The organism is Cupriavidus sp. KK10 (genome assembly GCF_018223725.1).
GTDB classification, from domain to species: domain Bacteria; phylum Pseudomonadota; class Gammaproteobacteria; order Burkholderiales; family Burkholderiaceae; genus Cupriavidus; species Cupriavidus necator.
In genome coordinates this window covers 307900-328681 of the sequence record NZ_CP073678.1, presented here as the reverse complement: position 1 = coordinate 328681, position 20782 = coordinate 307900, and the positions used below count along the sequence as shown (strand labels likewise).

The following is a 20782-nucleotide window of genomic DNA, read 5'->3' as shown; positions in this document are numbered from 1 at the left end:
TGCGGGTATCAGGCGTAGGCGCCGTCCAGGTAGGGATCGACGCTGCGGGACGGTTCGGCCGACACACCGGTGCGGTCCAGGCCGGCCAGCGTGCGGGCGCCGTCGAGGTACGGGTCGACGGTGCGCGCGCCTTCGGTGAACGTGTCGAAGTCGCGCGCGCCATCGCTGTAGGGGCTGCGCGGCTCCTGCACGGAACGCGCGCCGTTGGTGAATGCGTCACGCGCGCCGATGTTGGACGATGCGGCCTGCGCGCCCGCGGCGGCAGCGAGAAGAGCAACGGCGATTGCAAAGCGCTTGACGATGTGGGTGTTCATGATCGGTTTCCCTGAAAGTTCGCGTTTGGATATGGCGGCCTTCGGATCGGATCGTTGCTGCTCGCCGCCGGCCACGGAACGTATTTAAGGCGATCGATGTATCGCCACCGTAGCGGGTGGGGGGGGGATTGTGTGGGTGTGCGTATCAGGGGTGGGGATTGATACAGAGGCATACAAAGAGGGGGAATTTGGGGGTGAGATGTGGAGAGGGGTGCTCCTGGGCGAGGTGTGGTTTGCGGCTGGCTTGGCGGGGTGACCTGGTCCATGCCGGCCGGACGCCGGAAGACCTGGCCAAGGAATTCGAACCCACAGCACAAACCATCTACAACTGGGTTGCACAGGCCGACCGCGACGCCGGCAAGTGTCACGATGGCTTGAGCACCGCCGAGCGTCAGGAGCTGACCAGTCTTCGTAGAGAGCTTCGGCAGGTCAAGATGGAGCGCGATATCTTGGCAAAAGCCGCGGCCTGGTGTGTGTCACGAACGCAGGCGTGAGCCTGCGGTGCTGTACGGAAGATGGGAGTAGACCTCCCGAAGCCGGCCTGCAGGGGCGGGCTTCAAACCGCACGGTGCTGCTGCGTCCAAAATACGTGGTGGTGAGCGACCGTGGAAACGCTATCCGAGTCAGGGTGGCAGGTAAGGATTGGGAAGTTGAGCGAAAGCGAACCGGCCGATGACACATCGTTAGTGCTACAAGGTACTGTCGAAACCGCAGCAGACCAGGTACTGCGGGACAAACCGGGACGACACCTGCTTACTGGCCCGGTGGCAGTCGGTGTAAAGGCGGCAAGAGCCCAATTCAGGCTTCAGTATGGAACGTGAGAACCTTACTTCGGATGCGAAGGGAAATGACGCGTAGTCTCACGAATTCCGGTTCCGTACAGTGCGCTGCGCCCACCAGCTGTGCGAATCCATGGGCGACAGCCATCCCTACTGGGGTGAAATGGTCGCGCCCGTCTGGTGCCTTCTCTAATCCGCGGCCAGGGGTGATGCCATCGAAAACCGATTACACGGCCTGCAGGGCGGGGGTCGCCCGCATCTTCTCGGCCGGGTAAAGCCTCATGAAAGTACGTGCAATATCCGGCTCACCACACTGGAGCCAGGAGTCCCACTCCCAAGAGGGCAGTAGCACGACCGACCGCTTCTCGGCGGTGGGCTTGTGCATTCGGCCCATCACCTCATGGCCTTCCGCATTGACCGTCAGCATGGTGAAGGTGAAGGTGTCATCCGGCCAGCGACGCCAGAGGCCCGCTATGCCAAAGGCAGGCTCGTCGGCCGGGCTAATCCGGTAAAGTGGACCCACGATTTGAGACAGTGATCAGGCGGTAGATTAAGCTGTCGTCCTTGAAGGGGTGATGGCGAATGAGTGAAGGCAAGAAGCGCAAGGTACACACGGCGGAATTCAAGGCCGAGGATCGCCTGTACGGCGAGATCGGGCGGCTGAAGATGGAAGTGGATTGGCTTAAAAAAAAGTTGGGGGAGTGAGCCGGGAAGCCCGAATGGGGTGGATCGATGGTGCGGAGGAACTGCCCTTGAGCCGGCAGTGCGACTTGGCGGAAGTGTCGCGCGCAACAGTGTATCGGCGGCTGGGCAAGGGGACGCGTGAAGAGCGCGCCGAGGATCTGCGGCTGTGCCGGTTGATCGACGAGGAATATACGAACCGGCCGTTCTACGGCAGCCGGCGCATGGCGGTGTTCCTGCGTGGCCAGGGCTGCGTGGTGAGCCGCAAGCGCGTGCAGCGCCTGATGCGCGAGATGGGGTTGTCGGGCATGGCGCCGGGGCCGGCGACCAGCGCCAAGCATCCGAAGCACAAGGTCTATCCGTACCTGCTGCGCGGCGTGAGGGTGACGCGGCCGAACCAGGTGTGGTCGATCGATGTGACCTACGTCCGGCTGGCGCGCGGCTTTGCCTACTTGGTGGCGATCATCGACTGGTACCGCAAGATCGTGGGCTTCGAGGTGCACGACAGCGACGATGCCCACCATGCGGCGCACCTGGTCAAGCGCACTGCGCTGGCCGAGGGCATCCACGCCATGACGGCCAAGCCAGTGCTGCACGGCGACAACGGCTCGACCCTGAAAGCCACGACCGTCCTGGCGATGTTGAACTGGCTGGGCGTCAAGCCGTCGTACTCGCGCCCGCGTGTGAGCGATGACAACGCCTATGTCGAAAGCCTGTTCCGCACGGCGAAGTACCGGCCGGAGTTCCCTGACAAGGGCTTCGCCAACCTCGAGGAGGCTCGCGCCTGGGCTTCGCGCTTCGTGCATTGGTATAACCATGATCACCGGCACAGCGGCATCCGCTATGTCAGCCCCGCACAGCGTCATGCGGGTGAAGACACCGCGATCCTCGCCGCCCGCCACGAGGTATATCTCCAGGCTCGTGCACGCAATCCGCAGCGCTGGTCGGGCACCACGCGCAACTGGGCTCCTATCGGTGCAGTGACCCTGAACCCCGAACGCGATTCCATCGTCGAGACCCATTCTGGGAGCGTCGATATACACCCATTGGCCGCATGACCGAGGGTCGAGTGGCCCGAGGGAACTGCCCCCTCAGGCTCTCACAGATCCGTACGTGAATCTCTCGATTCATACGGCTCCTCTTGTCCGCCGTTCTTCGAAACAGAAATCCCAGTGCGCGAAGAGCTGAGGAAGACTTTCCCGACATCGTTTGAGCGACGCCCAGGATTGTCGTTTGTGTCCTCTCAACCGCTTGTACTTGTTTCGCGCCCACCTACTCTTACTGTGTCACAAGAGAAGCCGTTTGTTCGGCTTCCGGCAGCACGGACACATGGCGAGTCTGCCGATCAATAGAATGCTGAGTTGATGGCGGATCGTGGTGATTGAATCAGCCACGTGTCGCTGGGCGCGCTGGGCTTCCCCGCGGAATGTAATCTGCGGGAAGGGCAGGCGTTTGGCGTGCGATGAAGTTTTTTTTGGCGCCAACTGAACCGCCGGCGGCAATTCGTTCAGAGACCAGGAGTCCATAAGCGGCAATACTCATTGCAGCATGGTGGTGAAAGCCCCGCCACCCTCGGCCTTCGTAATGCCCGAGCCCCAATTCCTGCTTCAAATCCTGGTAGTCGCGCTCGATGCGCCAACGCATGTGTGCCTGGGCGACCAGTTCATCCAGCGCAATGTCAGCCGGGAGGGTCGATAGGAAGTACTTCAATGGGTCAGCGTCCCCAGCAGGCCACTCGATTAGCAACCACTGCTCGGGGCGCAGACGCGCCTTGCCGCTATTGCCACCGGCGTGACGCACTCGTACGGCGGCAAAGCGCCCGTAACCGTCCGACCGTCAGCGTTCTTGACGAGGGAATACTTTCAGGCTGCGCTCTGGCGAACCTGATCCGCCACAGCCCATGGCAGTAGTTCGCTGACGCGATTGACGGGGTGCTCGGCAATGCGAGCAATGACGTGTCGGAGGTAAGCCTCGGGATCGAGACCGTTCAGTTTGGCTGTCGCAACAAGTGCATAGATTGCGGCGCCGCGCTCACCGCCACTGTCGGAGCCGAAGTGCAGGAAGTTCTTCCGGCCGAGAGCGACTCCTCGCAGTGCGCGCTCCGCCGCATTATTGTCGATCTCGACGTGACCATGGTCGACATACAGCGTTAGTGCGGCCCACTGATTCAATGCGTAATTGATTGCCTTCGCGGTATCGCTTTTGTGCGACACCGTGCTGAGTGTCGAGCGCAACCACGTTTCAAAGGCATCCAGTAAGGGCCGCGCCCGTTCCCGTCGGACGCGTCTTCGCTCGTCTGGTGGCTTGCCGCGGATCTCGGTCTCGATCGCGTACAGTTCGCCGATCCGGCGCAATGCCTCGGTGTTGACCTCGTTCCTGCGAGCCAGGTACAGGTCATGGAATTTGCGTCTTGCGTGAGCGACGCATCCGGCCTCTCGCACGTCACCTCTCTCATAGATGGCGTTGTAGCCCGCGAACGCATCAGCCTGCAGGACTCCCCTGAAGCCCTTCAAGTGGGCTTGCGGATATTCTCCCGAGCGACTGGGGCTGTATGCGAACCAGGCGGCCGGCGCGTCCGTCGAGCCGGCCGGCCGGTCATCACGCACATAGGTCCAGAGCCGGCCTGTCTTGGTCTTGCCATTGCCGGGTTCGAGCACCGGGACCGGCGTGTCGTCGGCATGGATCTTCGAGGCCGCCATCACGTACTGTCGAATGGCATCGACCAGAGGGCGCAGCAGTGCGCTGGCCTGGCCGACCCAATCGGCCAGCGTCGATCGGCTCAACTCGACACCATCTCGTGCGTATATCACTGACTGACGGTACAGCGGGAGATGATCGCAGAACTTGCTAACCAGGACATGGGCGAGCAGGCCGGGACCCGGCATACCGCGATCAATGGGACGGCTGGGCGCGGCCGCCTGGACGATGCAGTCACAGCAAGCGCAAGCCTTTTTCGGTCGACGATGACGAATCACTCGCCAATGCCCGGGCACGTACTCGAGCTGCTCGGCGATGTCCTCGCCAAGATCGCTGAGTGTCCCACCGCACTGCGGACAGCACGCATCATCGGGTTGATGGACGATATCTTCGCGCGGTAGATGATCAGGGAGCGGTTTGCGTTCTGTAGATTTGCCTGCGCTACTGGGGCGCTGTTTGATCGTTTCGAGAGCCGTCGCACCTTCGTCGGCCTGAAGGTCCTCAAGTCGCAGTTCCAGTTGTTCGATCTGGCGATCGATCTTCTCGGACTTGCGCCCGAACTGCATTCGCTGGAGCTTGGCGATCCACAGCTTCAGGCTCTCGATCTCCAGCGCTCGGTCAGAGAGGGTCTTCTGAAGCGTCGAGACGGTGTCGCGCAGATGCTCCAGGTCACTGTCACGCTCGCGCAGCGCCGCTTCGCGCGCAAGCAGGAGCGCCTTCAAGGCGTCGATGTCGTCCGGGAGCGAAGCGTCGCTGGAGTTCATGCAGGCAGTTTACGCGCCTGCATCTCCCCTCACGTGCGTTGTCACAGACGTTTACAAAGCACTGCACGGGCGAGCCGCATCGATCGGCTGCCGCCAATCGAATCCCTCCAGCAGTAGGCCAAGTTGCGCGCTCGTCAGAGCTACCACCCCACCGTCAGCGCGCGGCCATGCGAAGCGCCCCCGTTCTAGCCGTTTGGCAAACAAACACAGTCCACCATCGCGCCAGTACAGGCACTTGAGCAGATCGCCACGTTTGCCTCTGAAGATGAACACATGGCCTGAGAAGGGATCCTTCTGAAGTACCGTCTGCACCTTGGCCGCCAGGCCATCAAAGCCGCAGCGCATGTCCGTAAAACCTGCGGCAACCCAGATTCGGGTGTTCGCCGGCGGCCCCATCATTGGCTCAGGCATTGCACCACCGTGCGCAGAGCTTCCGGATCGACTCGGCCTTCAATGGTCACTTGTCCCTTGGCCAGTTGCAATCGTATGACTCCGGTCGGCGACTCGCCCGGCTGATCGCACTGATTCCCTGCAGGAGGTAGGTCGGACGAAGCGTCGACTGCAGGTGCAACAATGACGGGCAGCAGCAGTGGGTCGTGCGCAACCTCAGGAGGGCCGAAATGGCCAGCCCTATACATGCGACGCCAGCGAAAGACCATGTTGACGTTCAGGCCGTGTTCCAGCGCTAGCTTCGAAACGGAGACGCCTGGCACGCATGCAGCTTCTGCCAGCCTACGTTTAAGCTCAATCGGATGATTGCGGCTGCCCTGAATGCGGCCAACCTGCTTTGCCACAGACTCCAAAGTAGTCTCCGCCAAATTCTAGTGGGGACTACTCTGGATACATTCGCTTTGCGCGTCTACACGGCCATCAGCGGACGGTTACAAGCGCCCGCTGAGTGTTTCGTTTGAGCCTTCGCGCCAGCTAATCGCCTGAAACGCGGTAGGCGGCAGTGAATGCGCCAGGTCCTTGACGCTTATCGGCTGTCGATTGCGAGTGCGTCGCGGCATCACGGGCGGGCGGCCGATGCCGCTATATGGCTTCGGCGGCAACGGTTCCACCCCGGGTGGCCAGACCACGACTGCGGACGTGATACCCACCACATACGGCATGCCCAGGTCACTCAGACGCTGGCGAAAGGCGTTGTCCACCCCATAGCCGGCATCGGCCAACACGCAATACTTTGGCGCGCCGGCGGCCAACAGCGATTCGAGTTGTTGCAGAGCAATCTCGGTCTTCGTCGTGAACCTTACCTCGTCGGGAATTCCCGCTTTCTTGCGCCGCTCAGTATCTTCCGCCCACTCCCGCGGCAGATAGAGTTGATAGGCGACAGGCACACTCGCCTGCGCACAGGCCAGCGACACACTGACCGCGACCTGGCAGTTGTCCTGCTTGCCCAGCACCCCACAATACTGACGCGCGACCCCAACCGAATGTTTGCCTTTCTTTGGGAAGCCTGTGTCGTCAATGATCCAGAAGCCGCCGGACGAGAGATCCATCCTGGGCACTACCCACTGACTGATCCGGCGCAGCATCTCCTCATCGGACCAATCGGCCTTGGCCACAAAGTGGTGCAGTGCCTGGTGGCGAGCGCTAGCGTGAAGCGGGTCGACTCCAGCCGCCATCGGCTCCACGCTCTTCCGCGTGAGCGGCAGCATCAGACCTGTGCAGAGCCCTTGAGTCCCGCATGACGGTCCGCATGCCCCAGTCCCGCCGCCAAATGCTCCATGTATTGCTCAAATCGCTCGCTCGCGCTCATCGCTCTTCATGAAGGGTGCCAAGGAGTTTATAGTATGGCACATTTATGACACAGTAAGACTACCAAGCCGTAAGTCTATTCTGATCAAGAACCGTTTTAGCGGCTCTGGATAGAAGGCACCGTAGTAATTCACCCATCCCCGTACCATTGGGTTTATGCGCCGCGCCAGTTCGGGCAGCGTCAATGAGGTACTTCGATTGAGACCCATGCTTTTGATGGCCTGAGACATTCGCGTTAGCGCCTTCTGACTTACCGCAGGTCCGAATCCGGTGAACAAGTTTCCCTCTCGGTCTTGTACCGTCCGAGCGTGAAAGCTGAATCCAAGGAAGTCGAACTTGGTGTGGGTATGTTCCTCTCGACGCCGTCCATCTTTGCAGTAAACCAAGCGTGTCTTTTCCGGGTGTAGCGAAAGCCCACAAGCGGTAAGCCGCCCCCTCAAGACAGACAGGAACTTTTCCGCCTGCTGCTTCGTCTTGCAATGACAGACCACATCGTCGGCATACCGTTCAAACGGCACCTCCGGATGCTCAGTCTGGACCCATCGATCAAACGCATAGTGAAGAAAGAGGTTAGCTAACAATGGACTGATAACCCCGGCAACAACATAGCAAACTCGCGGGTAAGATGTGGCCTTCGCATATCAAGGGAGTGCCTGGCGCCATGGTCCAGAGAATGTCTTGCCATTGATGCGGTTCTCGTGCTTGAGGCCGTTGCTCCCACTGACTGGGAGTCGCATCGATGACACGGGGACGACGCAAGCACTGGCGAGTGCGTCTCGCTTTTGAGCCGAACCGATATTCCGGCGAACAATTGCAGAAGGCCTACGAACGGCTCAGTCCAGTGGACGCGCGCAGCACTGCGAGGCCATCGGATGCCGAGCCCGAAGTGGCGGCACAACGGGCTATGAAGCGAGGGAAGCGATGAACAACGCTGCCATGGTCGCGCTTTACGCGCGCGTGTCGTCTGAGCAACAAAGCAAACGCGGAACGATTGACAGCCAGATCGCAGCATTGAAGGAGCGGATTCAGGCGGACGGTGCGCAGATTGTGGAGGACCTGTGCTTCATTGATGCCGGGGTGAGCGGTGCAACGCTGGTTAGGCCGCAACTTGAGCGCCTGCGGGACGCCGCCGCACTTGGGACGATCGATCGGCTGTACATCCTGTCGCCAGACCGGCTGGCACGCAAGTACGCGCATCAGGCGCTGCTGATGGAAGAGTTGTCCGCGTGCGGCGTACAGGTGATGTTCCTCAACCACGCAATTGGCACGACGCCGGAAGAGTCACTGCTCTTGCAGATGCAGGGCATGATTGCGGAATACGAGCGGGCCAAGATCGCTGAGCGCAACCGCCGTGGCAAGCTTCACGGTGCCAAACGTGGCAACGTCAATGTGCTATCTGGGGCGCCTTACGGCTATCGCTATATCCGCAGGCAGCTCGACGGGACGCCGGCCCACTACGTCATCGAACTGCCCCAAGCCGCAACGGTAAAAGCGATGTTCCAATGGGTGGGTCTGGAGCGCCTGAGCATCGGAGAAGTGGTACGCCGGCTTGCCGAGGCCGGTACCGAGACGGCTTCGGGTAAGCCGTTCTGGGATCGTAGCGTGGTGTGGGGCATATTGCGCAATCCGGCTTACATGGGACGGGCCGCGTTCGGCAAAACGCAGGTGCGCGATCATCTGCATGTACGCGTACGTGCCCAACGCCACAGCGCTGATGTGCCCAGGAAACCGTATTCGACGATACGCGCGGATCCGCAGCAATGGATCGAAATTCCGGTGCCGGCCATCATCAGTGAAGCGCTGTTTCATACGGTCCAGGAGCAGCTTGCCGAGAACCGCAAGCGTGCACGTCAGAGACGGGATAATGCGCCGCTGCGCCTGCTGCAGGGGCTGACTGTATGCGGACAGTGCCGTTACGCCTATTACGCGAAAAAAGTTAGCAAAGCCGCAGCCAAAGGACATCAGCGGGATTACGCCTATTACCGCTGCGTAGGAACCGACGCCTATCGTTTCGGCGGCGAACGCATCTGTGACAATCTGCAGGTACGAACCGACAAGCTCGACGATCTTGTATGGCAGCAAGTTGTGGAGTTGCTCAGGCAACCAGATCGACTGAGGGGAGAATACGAACGTCGACTGGACGTGTTGGAGCGAAATGAAAAGAACGGCTTCGACACCACCAGCCTGGACAAGCAGCGGCTTCAGCTTGAAAAAGGCAAGTCACGACTGATTGACAGCTACGCGGACGGCATCATCGACAAGGCCGACTTCGAGCCGAAGATGCAGCAGTTGAAGAACCGGCTTGTGCAGATTGAACAGCAGATCCTGGAATCACGGCGCCACGGAGCAGTGCAAAGCGAGCTGTTTCTGGTCATCAACCGGCTTGAGGAATTTGCAACCGCGGTCACCGAGAGGCTGGATACGATTGACCTTGAAACGAAACGCAAGATCGTTCTGGGTCTAGTCAAACGTGTCGAGATCCACAAGGATGAAATCGTAGTTGTGTTCCGCGTCGATCCGCAGCCGCCGGCTTCAAGCAGCGAAAATTCGAACGACTCAGACGAGGGACTGGAAAATATGCAACATTGTAGGCGGCGTACTCACCCCGCCTTGCGGAGTGCCTCTATCCCGAGCAACCAGTTCCCCGGTTTGCTTCTGCACCGGGCTCTCTAGCCAGCGTCTAATGTAGAGTCGTGCCCATGGCTCCGTGACATGCTTTTTTACCGCACGTCTGAGAAGCTCGTGGTCGATGGTGTCAAAGGAAATCACCACAGACTACCCCTCTCCACCACGTTCCTGAATCCGTTGTCATCACACGATCCGGCCACCCGTTCCAGGGCCGGCGCCTCCAGGTCATCAGCCGACGGCAACGGGCCGGCCGATTGCACCTTCTGCTAACGCTTCCCGACCAATCACGCGGACTCATTCCCGCCGACTGGACCGATTTCGCTGCCGGCTCCGGCAGCGTTCCGGCAAGCACTCCCGCTCTAGCATCTGACACGCTGGGCTCGATTGCCGACCTGCTCCACGCTCGCCTCATCATTGACGCTTTGCTGCGCCAGACGGAACAGGAGAGCAACGATGCAACTGAACCTACCCCTTGCGGATCTGCCGTCCGGCGACGACAGCCTGTGGGAACAACTCGATCCAACAACACAAGAGGCGGTAATCAACGGTCTCGCCCAGGCGATCGCGAAGCTCGTGATCCACAACAACCCGATGCCACGGGAGAGCAATGATGACTGACACCGCCAACAAGATCGGCCCCAGCCATTTGCAACGCACCGCCTTCGTCTACATCCGCCAGTCCAGTGCCAGCCAGGTCGAGCACAATCGCGAATCGACGCAGCGTCAGTACGCGCTCGCTCAACGGGCCACTGCCCTCGGTTGGTCCGCGCAGCAGGTCAGCGTGATCGACGAGGATCTGGGCCTCTCGGGCGCCAGCGCCGCGAACCGTGGCGGATTCGCCCGCATGACCGCCGAAGTCGCGCTCGGGCACGTGGGCATCATTCTTGGACTGGAGGTCTCTCGCCTGGCGCGCAATAATTCCGACTGGTACCGGCTGTTGGACCTCTGCAGCATGACCGATACGCTCATCGGCGATGCTGACGGCGTGTATAACCCGGCGCTGTTCAACGACCGTCTGTTGCTCGGCCTGAAGGGCACCATGAGCGAGGCCGAACTGCACATCCTGCGCGCGCGTCTGGACGGCGGCATCCGCAACAAGGCTGCCCGGGGCGAGTTGCGCCGCGGCCTGCCAATTGGGCTGGTGTGGGGTGAGGCAGAGGGCGAAGTCAGACTGCATCCGGACGAAGCCGTTGTCGGTGCGCTGCGCGCCGTGTTCGAACGTTTTAGCGAATTCGGCTCTGCTCGCCGCGTCTGGCTGTGGTTCCGCGCCGAGAATCTGTCGTTTCCGCTGCAGCTCAATCACACCGCGCAGATCCGCTGGGTCGCCCCGACCTATACCGCCATCTACAATGTCCTCACCAATCCGGTTTATGCTGGCGCCTACTGCTACGGCAAGACCCGGCAGGAGCGCTACGTCGATGAACATGGCGTGCTCAAGACCCGATTGCGCCGGCTGCCCCAATCGGAATGGGCCGTACTCATCCGGGACCACCACGAAGGATATCTCGATTGGATGACCTATGAAGCCAATCAAATGCGCCTGGGGGCCAATACCAAGCCCCGGCCTCATCAGGCCGGAGGCGCCGTGAGAGAGGGGGCCGCCTTGCTGCAAGGCCTGGCCTGCTGTGGTCACTGCGGTCGGCGACTCAAGACGCACTATCGCGGAACCAATCAGACGCCCGGGTACCATTGCTCCAACAAAGGGATCGAGAATGGCCGCGGCGTCTTCTGCCTCAATGTCGGGGGCCTGCAAATCGATGCCGCCGTTGCGCAGGCCTTCTTGCAAGCCGTAGAGCCGGCTGGCATCGCAGCAGCCGTACGTGCGGCCGAACGCATCGAGGCCGATCACGACGCGGCGCTTGCACAGTGGCGACTGAATGTTGAACGTGCCCACTACGAGGCACAGCGCGCCGAACGGCGGTACCACGCCGTCGACCCCGAGAACCGCCTGGTGGCACGCGGTCTCGAAACGCAGTGGGAGCAGCAGTTGCGTGAGCTCGAACAGGCTCAGGCAGAACTTACTCGGCGTGAACAACTTCGTCCATGCACGCTGAGCGCGGAACAGCGCAAGAGTCTGCTTGCTATCGGTAAAGACCTCAAACAGCTGTGGGACGCGCCGACCCTCACACTGCGCGACAGGAAGCAATTGCTGCGCACGCTACTCGAGGAAGTGAGTATTACCGTCCATCGCGAACAATACCGGGCGCATCTGAAGCTGCGTTGGCGCGGCGGCAAGCTCACCGATTGCGAGGTCGCCGAGCCTGTCAGATTTCTTGTGTGTTGAGGTCATGAGACGATATCGAAAGAAACGCCCTTATGACCGAAACAACAAGCATGACCAAGAAGAGCAAGAAATCGAGCGCGCCGAAGCTGTTTCCGGATGAGTTGATCGATCAACTACTGGCTCAGGTACAGAACAAGGACGCCGAGTCGATTCTCGGTGAATCAGGCTTGGCCGGCCTGCTCAAGAAGCAGTTGGCCGAGCGTATGCTTGCCGCCGAACTGACGCACCATCTGGCCAGCGAGGCCAAGCAAGGCAAGAGCGGCAATCACCGCAACGGCAGCAGTGCAAAGACCGTCATCACGCCCAACGGCGAGCTGGAACTGGACATTCCGCGCGACCGGCAAGCCACCTTCGAGCCGCAACTGGTCGCCAAGTACCAACGCCGGCTGTCCGGCTTCGACGACCACGTAATCAGCATGTATGCGCGCGGGATGAGCGTGCGTGAGATTCAGGGCCATTTGCAGGAACTGTATGGGCTGCAGGTCTCGCCTGACCTGATTTCCACCATCACCGACGAAGTGCTGGCCGAGGTCGAACAATGGCAGCAGCGTCCGCTGGAGGCGATGTACCCCATCGTCTACTTCGACGCGCTGCGCCTGAAGATCCGCGACGAAGGCACCGTCAGGAACAAGGCCGTCTACCTGGCCTTGGGTATCCGCGCCGACGGGCGCAAGGAGGTGCTCGGCCTGTGGATCGAGCAAACCGAGGGCGCCAAGTTCTGGCTCAAGGTCTTCAACGAGTTGAAGAACCGCGGCCTGGACGACATCCTGGTCGCCGTCGTCGACGGCCTGCGTGGCTTCCCCGAAGCGATCGAGGCCGTCTACCCCGGCGCGCAAATCCAGACCTGTATCGTCCACCTGATCCGCAACTCGCTGAACCTGGCGAGCTGGAAGGACCGCAAGGGCCTGGCGGCCGCGCTCAAGCCGATTTACCAGGCTGCCACGGCCGACGCCGCCGCCGGCGCGCTGCAGGCGTTCGCCGCCAGCGATTGGGGCCGCAAATTCCCCACGGTGACCGACATGTGGCGCCGCCAATGGGAGCAGGTCATCCCGTTCTTCGTCTACCCGCCCGAAGTGCGCAGGATCATCTACACGACCAACGCCATCGAAAGCATGCACATGCAGTTGCGCAAGATCGTCAAGAACCGAGGTCACTTCCCCAGCGACGAGGCGGCCAGCAAGCTGCTTTACCTGGCCTTGCGCAACATCGAGAAAGACTGGAAGATGCCGCCCATCACCTGGAAACAAGCGGCCAACCAGTTCGCCATTCTCTTCGGTGACCGCTTCACCAACGCCCTACGCTGAGATTTATTTAACCGACCTCAGCACACAGAATTCCTGACACCTCCAGGTCGCCTTGCCACGCTCACGACCCGCGACCATTCGCACCGACGAAGACACGATTGCCCTGGTCCGCCGTCTGGCCGAGCACTATCCCGATGCCACCATCGCCGGCATCCTCAACACGCAGGGCCGGGTAACTGCACGCGGTTTGCGCTTCAACCAGAGCCTCGTCGGCAACTTACGGCGGCACTGGCATATCCCTTGTTTTGAACGCCCCACCGAACTTCCCGACGGCGAGTTGCTCAGCATCCGCCAAGCCGCTCGCGTGTTGGGTACCGCGCCGTCCACGCTACACCGCTGGGTCAACGACGGCTTTATCGCCGGCGAACAGACCACGCCCGGTGCACCCTGGCGCATCCGCATCACCGATGCGCTGCGACAACAATTCGTCGCGCACAGCCCCGATGGCTACGTCGTCATGCAGGAAGCAACCAAGCTGCTCGGCGTGTCCCGCCAAACTGTATTGCAGCGTGTAAAGCGCGGCGAACTCGATGCCGTCCTGGTCTGCCAGGGACGGCGCAAAGGCTTACGCATCAAGGCTGTCAGCGAGCAACCCGATCTCTTTGAACACTCTTCATGAACCAAAGGGCATTCTCATGCGCGATCCAAGAAGGATTTCAAGTCAATATCGACTACCCAGTCGTAGCGCCAACAGTTCCTTCTCGCTTGCGCCACAGCTTGCTTCGCCGATTTGTTAGGACGATAACCGAACGACGATGAATGAAATATCGCGTCGATTCCCGGCTCAACCATTAACTTGACCGCCATCTGAGCCACTCGGTCCGTGATCGTCGGTATCCCGAGAGGGCGGAACCCATCCCCCTTCGGAACCAGCACCTCTTTGACCGGCTGAGGAAAATAACTCCCCGAACTCATTCGATTCCACAGGGCGTATAGATTTCTCGCCAAGCGATTTCGGAATACTTCAATACTTTCCCTGTCCACGCCCGGCCCTCCTTGATTGGCGGCCACGCGCTTCCAGGCTTCCCAGATTAATCGCTTGGGTATTTCGAACGACTTGGCGTCGACCCCGGGATCCTCCCGCATCGCGGTTGTTCTATGATCTCCGCCGGACAAGGTCATGCCTTCGCTCCAGAGGTCATTACAACCCTTTCAACGCTACTACGCATGACTCCGCCCCTGTGCCTCGCATTGGTACTCTGACTCTCACGGGTTCTCCGCTTGAGCTTCTCCCTTAGCATCGAGACGACAGGTTCCCAAGTTCCGTATCCATGCCTGCAGGAAGGTCGCGCCATCTCTATGCCGGATGCCGTCAGACCCACCTCCAGGTTGCCGTCTGACTTATCCCGAGGTGTTGTCGAGCCCTCGGTTTTGACATCATTGCAATTATCGACACTTCTTCGATGGTTCACTTGCGTTCGCCTCCTTCCTGCCTACCTGACGAGATTCATCTCGCCTTTTCCCTAGACGCTCACCACAACCGCTCTTAACGGAAGCAGCTCTGGGTGGTTTGGTATCACCGCCTGATCGGCGAAACCGAGGGGCCTACCCTCATCACGGATACAGCATGTACAGCGACGTACTGTCGCTTTCCTTCTTGGCACACCGACAACTAGCTTGACTCGCGCCGCGGGGCATGAAGATAGTAACGGGGCTGCGGGATGCAACCGCTGGCGGGCGCGGCGGGCAACGATCGGGCGGGTCGGGAAGTGCTTGCACGTGGCACGTTTCGAACGTGCCACGACTCGCAACCGGCGGTTTCAGGCGGCGCGGATCTGGGCGATCACCACCAGAATCACGGCCGCGTTGCCGGGCTGCTGGAAGTGTGAATAGGCGGCGCGGGCATGGCCGGCCTTTTCGCCGAGCACGTCGGCGAAGAGATCGGACGCGCCATCCACCACTGCCGGCTGCTGAAGCCATCCCTCGGCGCTGGTCACGTGACCTTCGAGCCGGACGATATGGTCCAGGCGCTCGAAGCCGCCCAGATGCGCATGAATCTGCGCCAGCACATTGAGTGCCGCAAGCTCCGCGGCGCGCCTGCCTTCATCGAGGGTCAGATCCCGGCCGACCTGGCCCTGCCAGACCACCTTGCCGTCGGCCAGCGGAAGCTGCCCGGAAATGAAGAGCAGGTCTCCTGCCTGGCTGACAGCCGTGTAGCTGCCCAGTGGCTGTGGCGGATTGGGCAGTGTCAAGCCACGTGCTGCAAGGCGTTCCTGGACGGACATGATGGCTCCTGATGGGGTTCCGTTGCTCATGGTATGACTCTAGGCGGCAGCCCCTGCCCGAAAAAGGCATCGGGCGGAACAGGATTTCCTACACCGGGGAACAAACGGAAAACGCGTAATCCGGATTCCGGCTAGGATGGCGTCTTGCGCGCTACTTTCGTGCTGCAAGCAACTTCTGGATCTCGGCTTCCGTCTCTTCGTAGTTCCCTTCGCCAAAATGCTTGTAGACGACGTTGCCACTGGCGTCGATCAGGTAGACCGCCGGCCAGTACTGGTTGCCGAAGTTGTTCCACGTTGCATAGCTGTTGTCCTGCGCAACGGGATAGCGTACGTCGAGCCGCTTGATGGCAGCCTTGACGTTGTCGGTCGACTTCTCGAACGGAAACTCAGGCGTGTGCACGCCGACGACTACCAAGCCCTTGTGGCGGTATTTGTCGTACCACTGCCTGACATGGAGGAGCGTATTGATGCAGTTGATGCAGGTGTATGTCCAGAAGTCGACCAGCGAGCTAAAGTCGAAACTGGTGTACAGGCGGGGAATTTGAGGCGCGGAGTAGAGGCCGGTGGAGCTTTCCGCTGAGAATCTGATTGTCGAGATCGGAAACCAGCACAAGAAAGGTCCACCATGAGCAAGGATAAAGGGAAAGAAGCAGTCGGTCTATCGGAAATCGGGCTTGGGCTCGAGGAGCTGATCAGGCGCGGGGCCCGACGGGTCATCCAGGAGGCGATTGAAGTGGAGCTGGCAGAGCTGCTTGAGCAGTTCAGTAACGTCAAGACGTTGAGCGGGCAGCGCGCCGTGGTTCGCAATGGCTACCTCCCGGAGCGCGAGGTGCTGACGGGCGTCGGACCGATTGCCGTGAAGGTGCCCAAGGTGCGCGACCGGTCCGGGTCTGGCGTGAAGTTCAACTCGGCGATCGTGCCGCCGTATGTGAGGAAATCGCCGCGGGTGAGTGCAGCGCTGCCCTGGCTATACCTGAAGGGAGTCTCGACAGGCGACATGAGCGAGGCGCTGTCGGTGCTGCTGGGCGAGGATGCCAAAGGGCTATCGGCCAACGTGGTGAGCCGATTGAAGGCGCAGTGGGCAGACGAGCATGCGAGCTGGAATCAGCGTGATCTGTCGGCGGCGCGCTATGTGTATTGGTGGGTGGACGGCATCCACACGGGTCTGCGCAGCGAAGGCTCGGACGGCCAATGCCTGCTGGTGATCATCGGCGTTACGCCCGACGGCAGGAAGGAGCGCGTGGCGATCGGTGACGGCTATCGGGAATCGAAGGCATCGTGGGCAGAAGTACTGCTGGACCTGAAATCCCGCGGCCTGAAGGCTGGCCCGCGGCGGCGGTCGGCGATGGCGCCATGGGATTCTGGGCTGCCCTGGAGGAGGTGTTTCCGGCCACGCGCGCCCAGCGTTGCTGGTTCCACAAGATGGGCAATGTCCTGAACGCCTTGCCAAAATCCCAGCACGGCCGCGCCAAGGCAGACCTGCAGGCGATTTGGATGGCGGCCACCCGCGCAGATGCCTATGCTGCCTTCGATCGCTTTGTGACGATCTACGGCGCCAAGTACCCCAAGGCCACCGGTGTGCTCACCAAAGATCGAGACAGCCTGCTGACGTTCTACGACTATGTGTTGGCCGAATTTATGTTGCCGGGACCGCGCAGAAGCGCGGAAGGAAGGCCGCCGCCGCCCGAAGGGCGGCAACATAGTTCTTGCCGGGTAACCGTCAGAGCGCTTTCAGGAACGCAATAAGTCCCTGATCGGTATGCCAGGGTTTGGTCGGCACATCATCGGGGAGATCGCAGCGTGCAAGGGCATGCGCTTTCATTTCGAGATCAACCTCAGCGTAAATGTGTGTAGTGTCCAGAGAGACATGTCCAAGCCAGGCGCGAATGGTATTGATGTCCACGCCGGAACGGAGCAGATGGACGGCACACGAATGTCGAATGCAATGTGGGCCGACGGGCTTCTGCGTCAGCGACGGTAAGGTCTGACTCGCTTGCACAACGGCGCGTCGGACGAGACCATAGATGCCGAAACGCGTTAGGGGGTGGCCGAGTCGGTTAAGGAAGACGAAGTCTTGAGCAGCACGTCCCGTGACGAGCGGTTTCAGAACGTCAGCAGTACGGGTCCAAATAGGACACCAGCGCGTCTTATTGCCCTTGCCCATCAGGCGGACTGCGGGAGCGCCGCCCCAGGTTATATCGCCCACGGTCAAGTGGGCAGCCTCGTCGACGCGCGCCCCAGTGTTGTAGAGGAATATCAACAAAGCGTAGTCGCGCGTCCCCAGTGGCGTACGCAGGTCAGGTGTCTTGAGGAGAGTATCGATTTCGGGCTTATCCAGGTAGGTCAGCGTTGACTTCGCCGTCTTCTTGAACGGTACTGCGCGTATCGTGGAGCACCAGGCCACATACTCCGGGCAGTGCATGCCGATGAACCTCGCCAGCGAGTGGATCGCCGACAGACGCAGATTGCGAGTGGCACCGCTACAGCCACGCTCCTGCTCCAGGTGCTCGAGGAAGGAGCGCAGCAGCGACGGAGAGAGGTCGTCAATCGTCAGGCGATCTACCGGTTTCCCGTTGGCATTGCTCAGGTAGGGAAGAAAGAGGACGAGCGTATCCCGATAGCTGGCCTGCGTATTGCGGGCGAGGTTCCGGTCGGTGACAAGATATTCCATCAGGAAACGGCGGACCCAAGGGCCGATCAGGGTTTGGTCACGCATGGCGCAGCTCCGGTTGAGCGTAGCGCTCGAAGCGCAGACTGGCTTCATGCAGCAGATCCGCAGTGATGCTTAGGTACTGCTGCGTGGACGAGACGTCGACGTGCCCGAGGTAGGTTGCCAATTGCGGAAGCAAGCGTTGCACGTCAGCGCCGGCTCGATACCACGCAATAATCCGATGGACGGCAGCGGTATGCCGAATGTCGTGAATACGTGGCTGGTAACGTGCGGAGCTTTCGCGGCGAATTCCTGTAGTCGTTCGTAGCCGCCGAAATTGTTTGCCAATCCACTCATAGTTCAAGCGGTGGCCGGTACGCGTAGCAAAGAATGTGGAGGCCTCGCCAGCGGGCAATGGGAGTCGACGGCGGCGCAAGACATAGTCGTTCAAGACCTTCACTAGTCGGGGACCGATTGGAACCAGCCGCGTCTTGAAGAACTTGGTGTTCCGAACCGTCAATACGCAGTCCCGCAGATTAGCATCTTGTATCGTTAGCGAAAGCGCCTCACTGATCCGCATCCCCGTACCGTAAAGAAGCAGGAGCAAGGTGTACATGGTCGCCGGCTGCAGCGGTGACTGGGGCGTCTGCAGGCTGTCGGTGGCCGTCAATAAGCGCTGTAGCTCGTCGACGGAATAGATGTACGGCGTCAACGGCGGCGGAAGCTTCGGAATCTGGCTCGGTAGCGGGGATATCGAAACGAAACCTCGACCGAGTGCATACCGATAGAAGCGCGCGAGGATTCGATATTTTTGCACCCAACGGGCCGTTACCGGCCCGCGCCCGGCGATAAATGTGAGAACGGCTTCGGGCTTTACCTCTTCGGTGGTGATGTCCCCCATCGCGCGACAATAGGACCGGAGTTCCTTGGCGTCCGAGCGGAAGCGCAAACCTAAAGCGTGCTCGTAATCGATATATGCCTCCGTGAGATCATGGAGTTTCATGATAGATCTCCAAGATCAAAGGCCGCCACCTCGCGCAGGCCCGGCAGATCGACCTTCGCATAAATACGGGTCGCGGCAGTGCTGCGGTGCCCCAAATGGTCACCTATCTCTTTGAGCGACAACCCCTCTGAAACAAGACGCGCCGCGCAAGCGTGTCTTAGCGCGTGCGGTCCATGATGCGCGCAATGCACATCGCATGCCGTCAATTTGCGGGAGACCAAGGAATAGAGCCCTGCGAGCGAAAGTGGGCCATAAGGCGACACGAGGGTTAAGAACACCTGACGATGGGTGGATACAGGGCGGACCGTTTGCAGGTATTGCGCGATGGCTTTGCCTACCGAAGGAAGGAGCGGATAAATTTGTGGTTCACGCCGCTTGGCCCGACGCACATGCAATTGATCGCGCTCCCAGTCGATGTCGTCGAGCCGAAGTGCCGCCACTTCACTAGTGCGCATGCCATAGATCGCGAACAACATCAGGATCGGCCGGTCCCGCACGTCTCTCGGATGATTCGGATCCAGTCCTGCAAAAAGACGTTCGACAGTTGTCCACGTGGGTCCGGAGGGTAGTCTCTCCAGAGCGTAAATCCGTGGCCCTCGAATGGCTGGTGCCACGTGCGGCGCGCACCATTCATGTTCGGCGGCGAAACGCAGAAATGCCCGCAGTGCGTTGACTACGCTGCGAATGGTGAGGCGATCCCATCCTTGCTCGCTACCCAAGGAAAGATACGCATCGACATCGTTGACATGAATGTGAGACAACGGTCGTCCAACCAGTTCATACCAATGCAGAAACCGTTTGATGTGACGGTGGTAAAGCCTGATCGTCGATTCGCTCAGGCCGCGCTCATGCGTCGCCCATCTGCAGTATTCGTCCAGTTGCGACTGGAACGCGAGCTTCTCCGCCGGTTTATGAAGACAACCGAGATAGCGTAGCCAACCGCGAGCGTTGGCGATGATCCGCCGTCGTGTCCAGCGACTATCGAGATCGCAGTGGCAGAGTTCATCACGAGCACTGCAATCGAACATGAGCGCTTGGATCTGCCCAATCGAGACTTGCAAGCTGGGAAGTTTGCGAGCGACCCAGACAAGGTCCCACGCTTTACGTAGCACCGTGTGGTGCGTGTCACCTCGCTGCCCACAGTAATCCAGATATCGGATTCGCTCTTCGGCGTACGGCGCCGCGGCGTGAAGGGCTATTGTCGAAGGCGACTTAAACAGGTGATCAAACATGGCCGGACCTCCACAAAAACATGAAGATGTCCGGCCACAGAAAGGCAAAATCTATGTGTTGTCAATACAGGGACGGAAGACCGTGCCAACGACATGACGCCACGCAGCGCAACATAAATTCGGCCAACACATAGTCGTAGACATGTTTTATAAAACATGTCTACGACTTCCCGGCCGAGCACTGGCAGCACATCCGCACGACGAACGCGATTGAGTCCACCTTCGCGACCGTGCGTCACCGCACGACGCGCACGCGCAATTGTGTGTCACGAGCGACCTTCCTTGGCCTGGCCTTCAAGCTGATCGAGGAAGCCGAGAAAACATGGCGCCGCATCAACGGTGCCGAACACATCGAACTGCTCCTGAAGGGGATCCCCTTCAAGGACGGGGCTCCGGCGCAAGACAATCCGCCGGATCAGCAGAAGCTCGCCGCCTGACCATCGGCCACGATCACGCTTTATCT

The 20782-nt window shown here is 60.3% G+C and carries 19 protein-coding genes and 5 pseudogenes; 10 read left to right on the top strand and 14 right to left on the bottom strand.

Annotated features, from left to right (window positions below; genetic code table 11):
* Positions 1-8 precede the first annotated feature (8 nt).
* A complete protein-coding gene (locus KB879_RS32715) occupies positions 9-314 on the bottom strand; it encodes a hydroxyquinol 1,2-dioxygenase (protein WP_211983606.1) in 306 nt (101 codons plus the stop codon).
* Between the two features lie 233 nt (positions 315-547).
* On the opposite strand from KB879_RS32715, the pseudogene KB879_RS32710 reads away from it, so the two are divergent.
* Positions 548-772 (top strand): annotated as a pseudogene (locus KB879_RS32710) (transposase); the annotation flags it as partial.
* Positions 773-1319: 547 nt separating this feature from the next.
* On the opposite strand, the gene KB879_RS32705 reads toward KB879_RS32710, so the two are convergent.
* Positions 1320-1616, bottom strand: a complete 297-nt coding sequence (locus KB879_RS32705; protein WP_371827461.1) for an SOS response-associated peptidase family protein — start codon at positions 1614-1616, stop codon at positions 1320-1322.
* A 59-nt stretch (positions 1617-1675) separates the two neighbouring features.
* On the opposite strand from KB879_RS32705, the gene KB879_RS40275 reads away from it, so the two are divergent.
* On the top strand, positions 1676-1798 hold the full coding sequence (locus tag KB879_RS40275) for a hypothetical protein (RefSeq protein WP_256449360.1): 123 nt from the start codon (positions 1676-1678) through the stop codon (positions 1796-1798).
* A 14-nt stretch (positions 1799-1812) separates the two neighbouring features.
* The gene (locus KB879_RS32700) at positions 1813-2832 is read left to right on the top strand and encodes an IS3 family transposase (protein WP_211983603.1); all 1020 of its coding nucleotides are present in this window, start codon (positions 1813-1815) and stop codon (positions 2830-2832) included.
* A 220-nt stretch (positions 2833-3052) separates the two neighbouring features.
* Here the strand turns inward: KB879_RS32700 and KB879_RS32695 are convergent.
* The 6 genes and pseudogenes from KB879_RS32695 to KB879_RS40540 form a co-directional block, all read right to left on the bottom strand.
* A pseudogene (locus tag KB879_RS32695) lies at positions 3053-3592 on the bottom strand (IS701 family transposase); the annotation flags it as partial.
* A gap of 44 nt (positions 3593-3636) precedes the next feature.
* Positions 3637-5235: an IS66 family transposase gene (locus tag KB879_RS32690; RefSeq protein ID WP_211983602.1), complete on the bottom strand. Its 1599-nt coding sequence runs from the start codon at positions 5233-5235 to the stop codon at positions 3637-3639.
* A gap of 51 nt (positions 5236-5286) precedes the next feature.
* On the bottom strand, positions 5287-5634 hold the full coding sequence (gene tnpB, locus KB879_RS32685; RefSeq protein ID WP_211984308.1) for an IS66 family insertion sequence element accessory protein TnpB: 348 nt from the start codon (positions 5632-5634) through the stop codon (positions 5287-5289).
* The gene (locus KB879_RS32680) at positions 5631-6029 is read right to left on the bottom strand and encodes a transposase (RefSeq protein WP_249221569.1); all 399 of its coding nucleotides are present in this window, start codon (positions 6027-6029) and stop codon (positions 5631-5633) included. Before KB879_RS32680 ends, tnpB begins: the two co-directional genes overlap by 4 nt.
* Positions 6030-6122: 93 nt before the next feature.
* Positions 6123-6994, bottom strand: a pseudogene (locus KB879_RS32675) (IS701 family transposase); the annotation flags it as partial.
* Positions 6995-7037: 43 nt separating this feature from the next.
* Positions 7038-7574 carry a reverse transcriptase domain-containing protein gene (locus KB879_RS40540; RefSeq protein WP_211983600.1) on the bottom strand — a complete coding sequence of 179 codons (537 nt, stop codon included), beginning with the start codon at positions 7572-7574 and terminating at the stop codon, positions 7038-7040.
* Between the two features lie 340 nt (positions 7575-7914).
* Here KB879_RS40540 and KB879_RS32665 point away from each other — a divergent pair, with 340 nt between their 5' ends.
* From KB879_RS32665 to KB879_RS32645, 5 genes are all read left to right on the top strand, one after another.
* Positions 7915-9666: a recombinase family protein gene (locus KB879_RS32665; protein WP_211983599.1), complete on the top strand. Its 1752-nt coding sequence runs from the start codon at positions 7915-7917 to the stop codon at positions 9664-9666.
* Positions 9667-10074: 408 nt separating this feature from the next.
* Positions 10075-10239, top strand: a complete 165-nt coding sequence (locus KB879_RS39675; protein ID WP_249221478.1) for a hypothetical protein — start codon at positions 10075-10077, stop codon at positions 10237-10239.
* Positions 10229-11905 (top strand): recombinase family protein, encoded by a 1677-nt coding sequence (locus KB879_RS32655; protein WP_249221477.1) that lies wholly within the window; start codon positions 10229-10231, stop codon positions 11903-11905. The genes KB879_RS39675 and KB879_RS32655 overlap by 11 nt, the downstream gene beginning before the upstream one ends.
* Positions 11906-11955: 50 nt before the next feature.
* Positions 11956-13209: an IS256 family transposase gene (locus tag KB879_RS32650; RefSeq protein WP_211982161.1), complete on the top strand. Its 1254-nt coding sequence runs from the start codon at positions 11956-11958 to the stop codon at positions 13207-13209.
* A 52-nt stretch (positions 13210-13261) separates the two neighbouring features.
* Entirely contained in the window at positions 13262-13828 is a 567-nt protein-coding gene (locus tag KB879_RS32645) for a helix-turn-helix domain-containing protein (protein WP_249221476.1), read from the top strand.
* 14 nt (positions 13829-13842) lie between these two features.
* On the opposite strand, the gene KB879_RS32640 is transcribed toward KB879_RS32645, so the two are convergent.
* The 3 genes from KB879_RS32640 to KB879_RS32630 all read right to left on the bottom strand — a co-directional run bounded on the left by KB879_RS32640 (position 13843) and on the right by KB879_RS32630 (position 16047).
* On the bottom strand, positions 13843-14331 hold the full coding sequence (locus KB879_RS32640) for a reverse transcriptase domain-containing protein (RefSeq protein WP_249221475.1): 489 nt from the start codon (positions 14329-14331) through the stop codon (positions 13843-13845).
* 638 nt (positions 14332-14969) lie between these two features.
* Positions 14970-15434, bottom strand: a complete 465-nt coding sequence (locus KB879_RS32635; RefSeq protein WP_211983597.1) for a RidA family protein — start codon at positions 15432-15434, stop codon at positions 14970-14972.
* 151 nt (positions 15435-15585) lie between these two features.
* The gene (locus KB879_RS32630) at positions 15586-16047 is read right to left on the bottom strand and encodes a redoxin family protein (RefSeq protein ID WP_249221474.1); all 462 of its coding nucleotides are present in this window, start codon (positions 16045-16047) and stop codon (positions 15586-15588) included.
* 12 nt (positions 16048-16059) lie between these two features.
* Between KB879_RS32630 and KB879_RS32625 the strand changes: the two are divergent.
* Positions 16060-17057, top strand: a pseudogene (locus KB879_RS32625) (IS256 family transposase); the annotation flags it as partial.
* Between the two features lie 97 nt (positions 17058-17154).
* Here the strand turns inward: KB879_RS32625 and KB879_RS32620 are convergent.
* Genes KB879_RS32620 through KB879_RS32610 form a run of 3 tightly spaced genes read right to left on the bottom strand, consistent with a single transcriptional unit; the run spans position 17155 to position 20319 of the window.
* Complete coding sequence (locus KB879_RS32620; RefSeq protein ID WP_211983595.1) at positions 17155-18150, bottom strand: tyrosine-type recombinase/integrase; 996 nt, start codon at positions 18148-18150, stop codon at positions 17155-17157.
* A complete protein-coding gene (locus tag KB879_RS32615) occupies positions 18143-19087 on the bottom strand; it encodes a tyrosine-type recombinase/integrase (RefSeq protein WP_211983593.1) in 945 nt (314 codons plus the stop codon). The genes KB879_RS32620 and KB879_RS32615 overlap by 8 nt, the downstream gene beginning before the upstream one ends.
* Positions 19084-20319, bottom strand: coding sequence for a tyrosine-type recombinase/integrase (locus KB879_RS32610; RefSeq protein ID WP_211983591.1), 1236 nt, complete (start codon positions 20317-20319; stop codon positions 19084-19086). The genes KB879_RS32615 and KB879_RS32610 overlap by 4 nt, the downstream gene beginning before the upstream one ends.
* A 161-nt stretch (positions 20320-20480) precedes the next feature.
* On the opposite strand from KB879_RS32610, the pseudogene KB879_RS32605 reads away from it, so the two are divergent.
* A pseudogene (locus tag KB879_RS32605) lies at positions 20481-20756 on the top strand (IS256 family transposase); the annotation flags it as partial.
* Positions 20757-20782 lie beyond the last annotated feature (26 nt).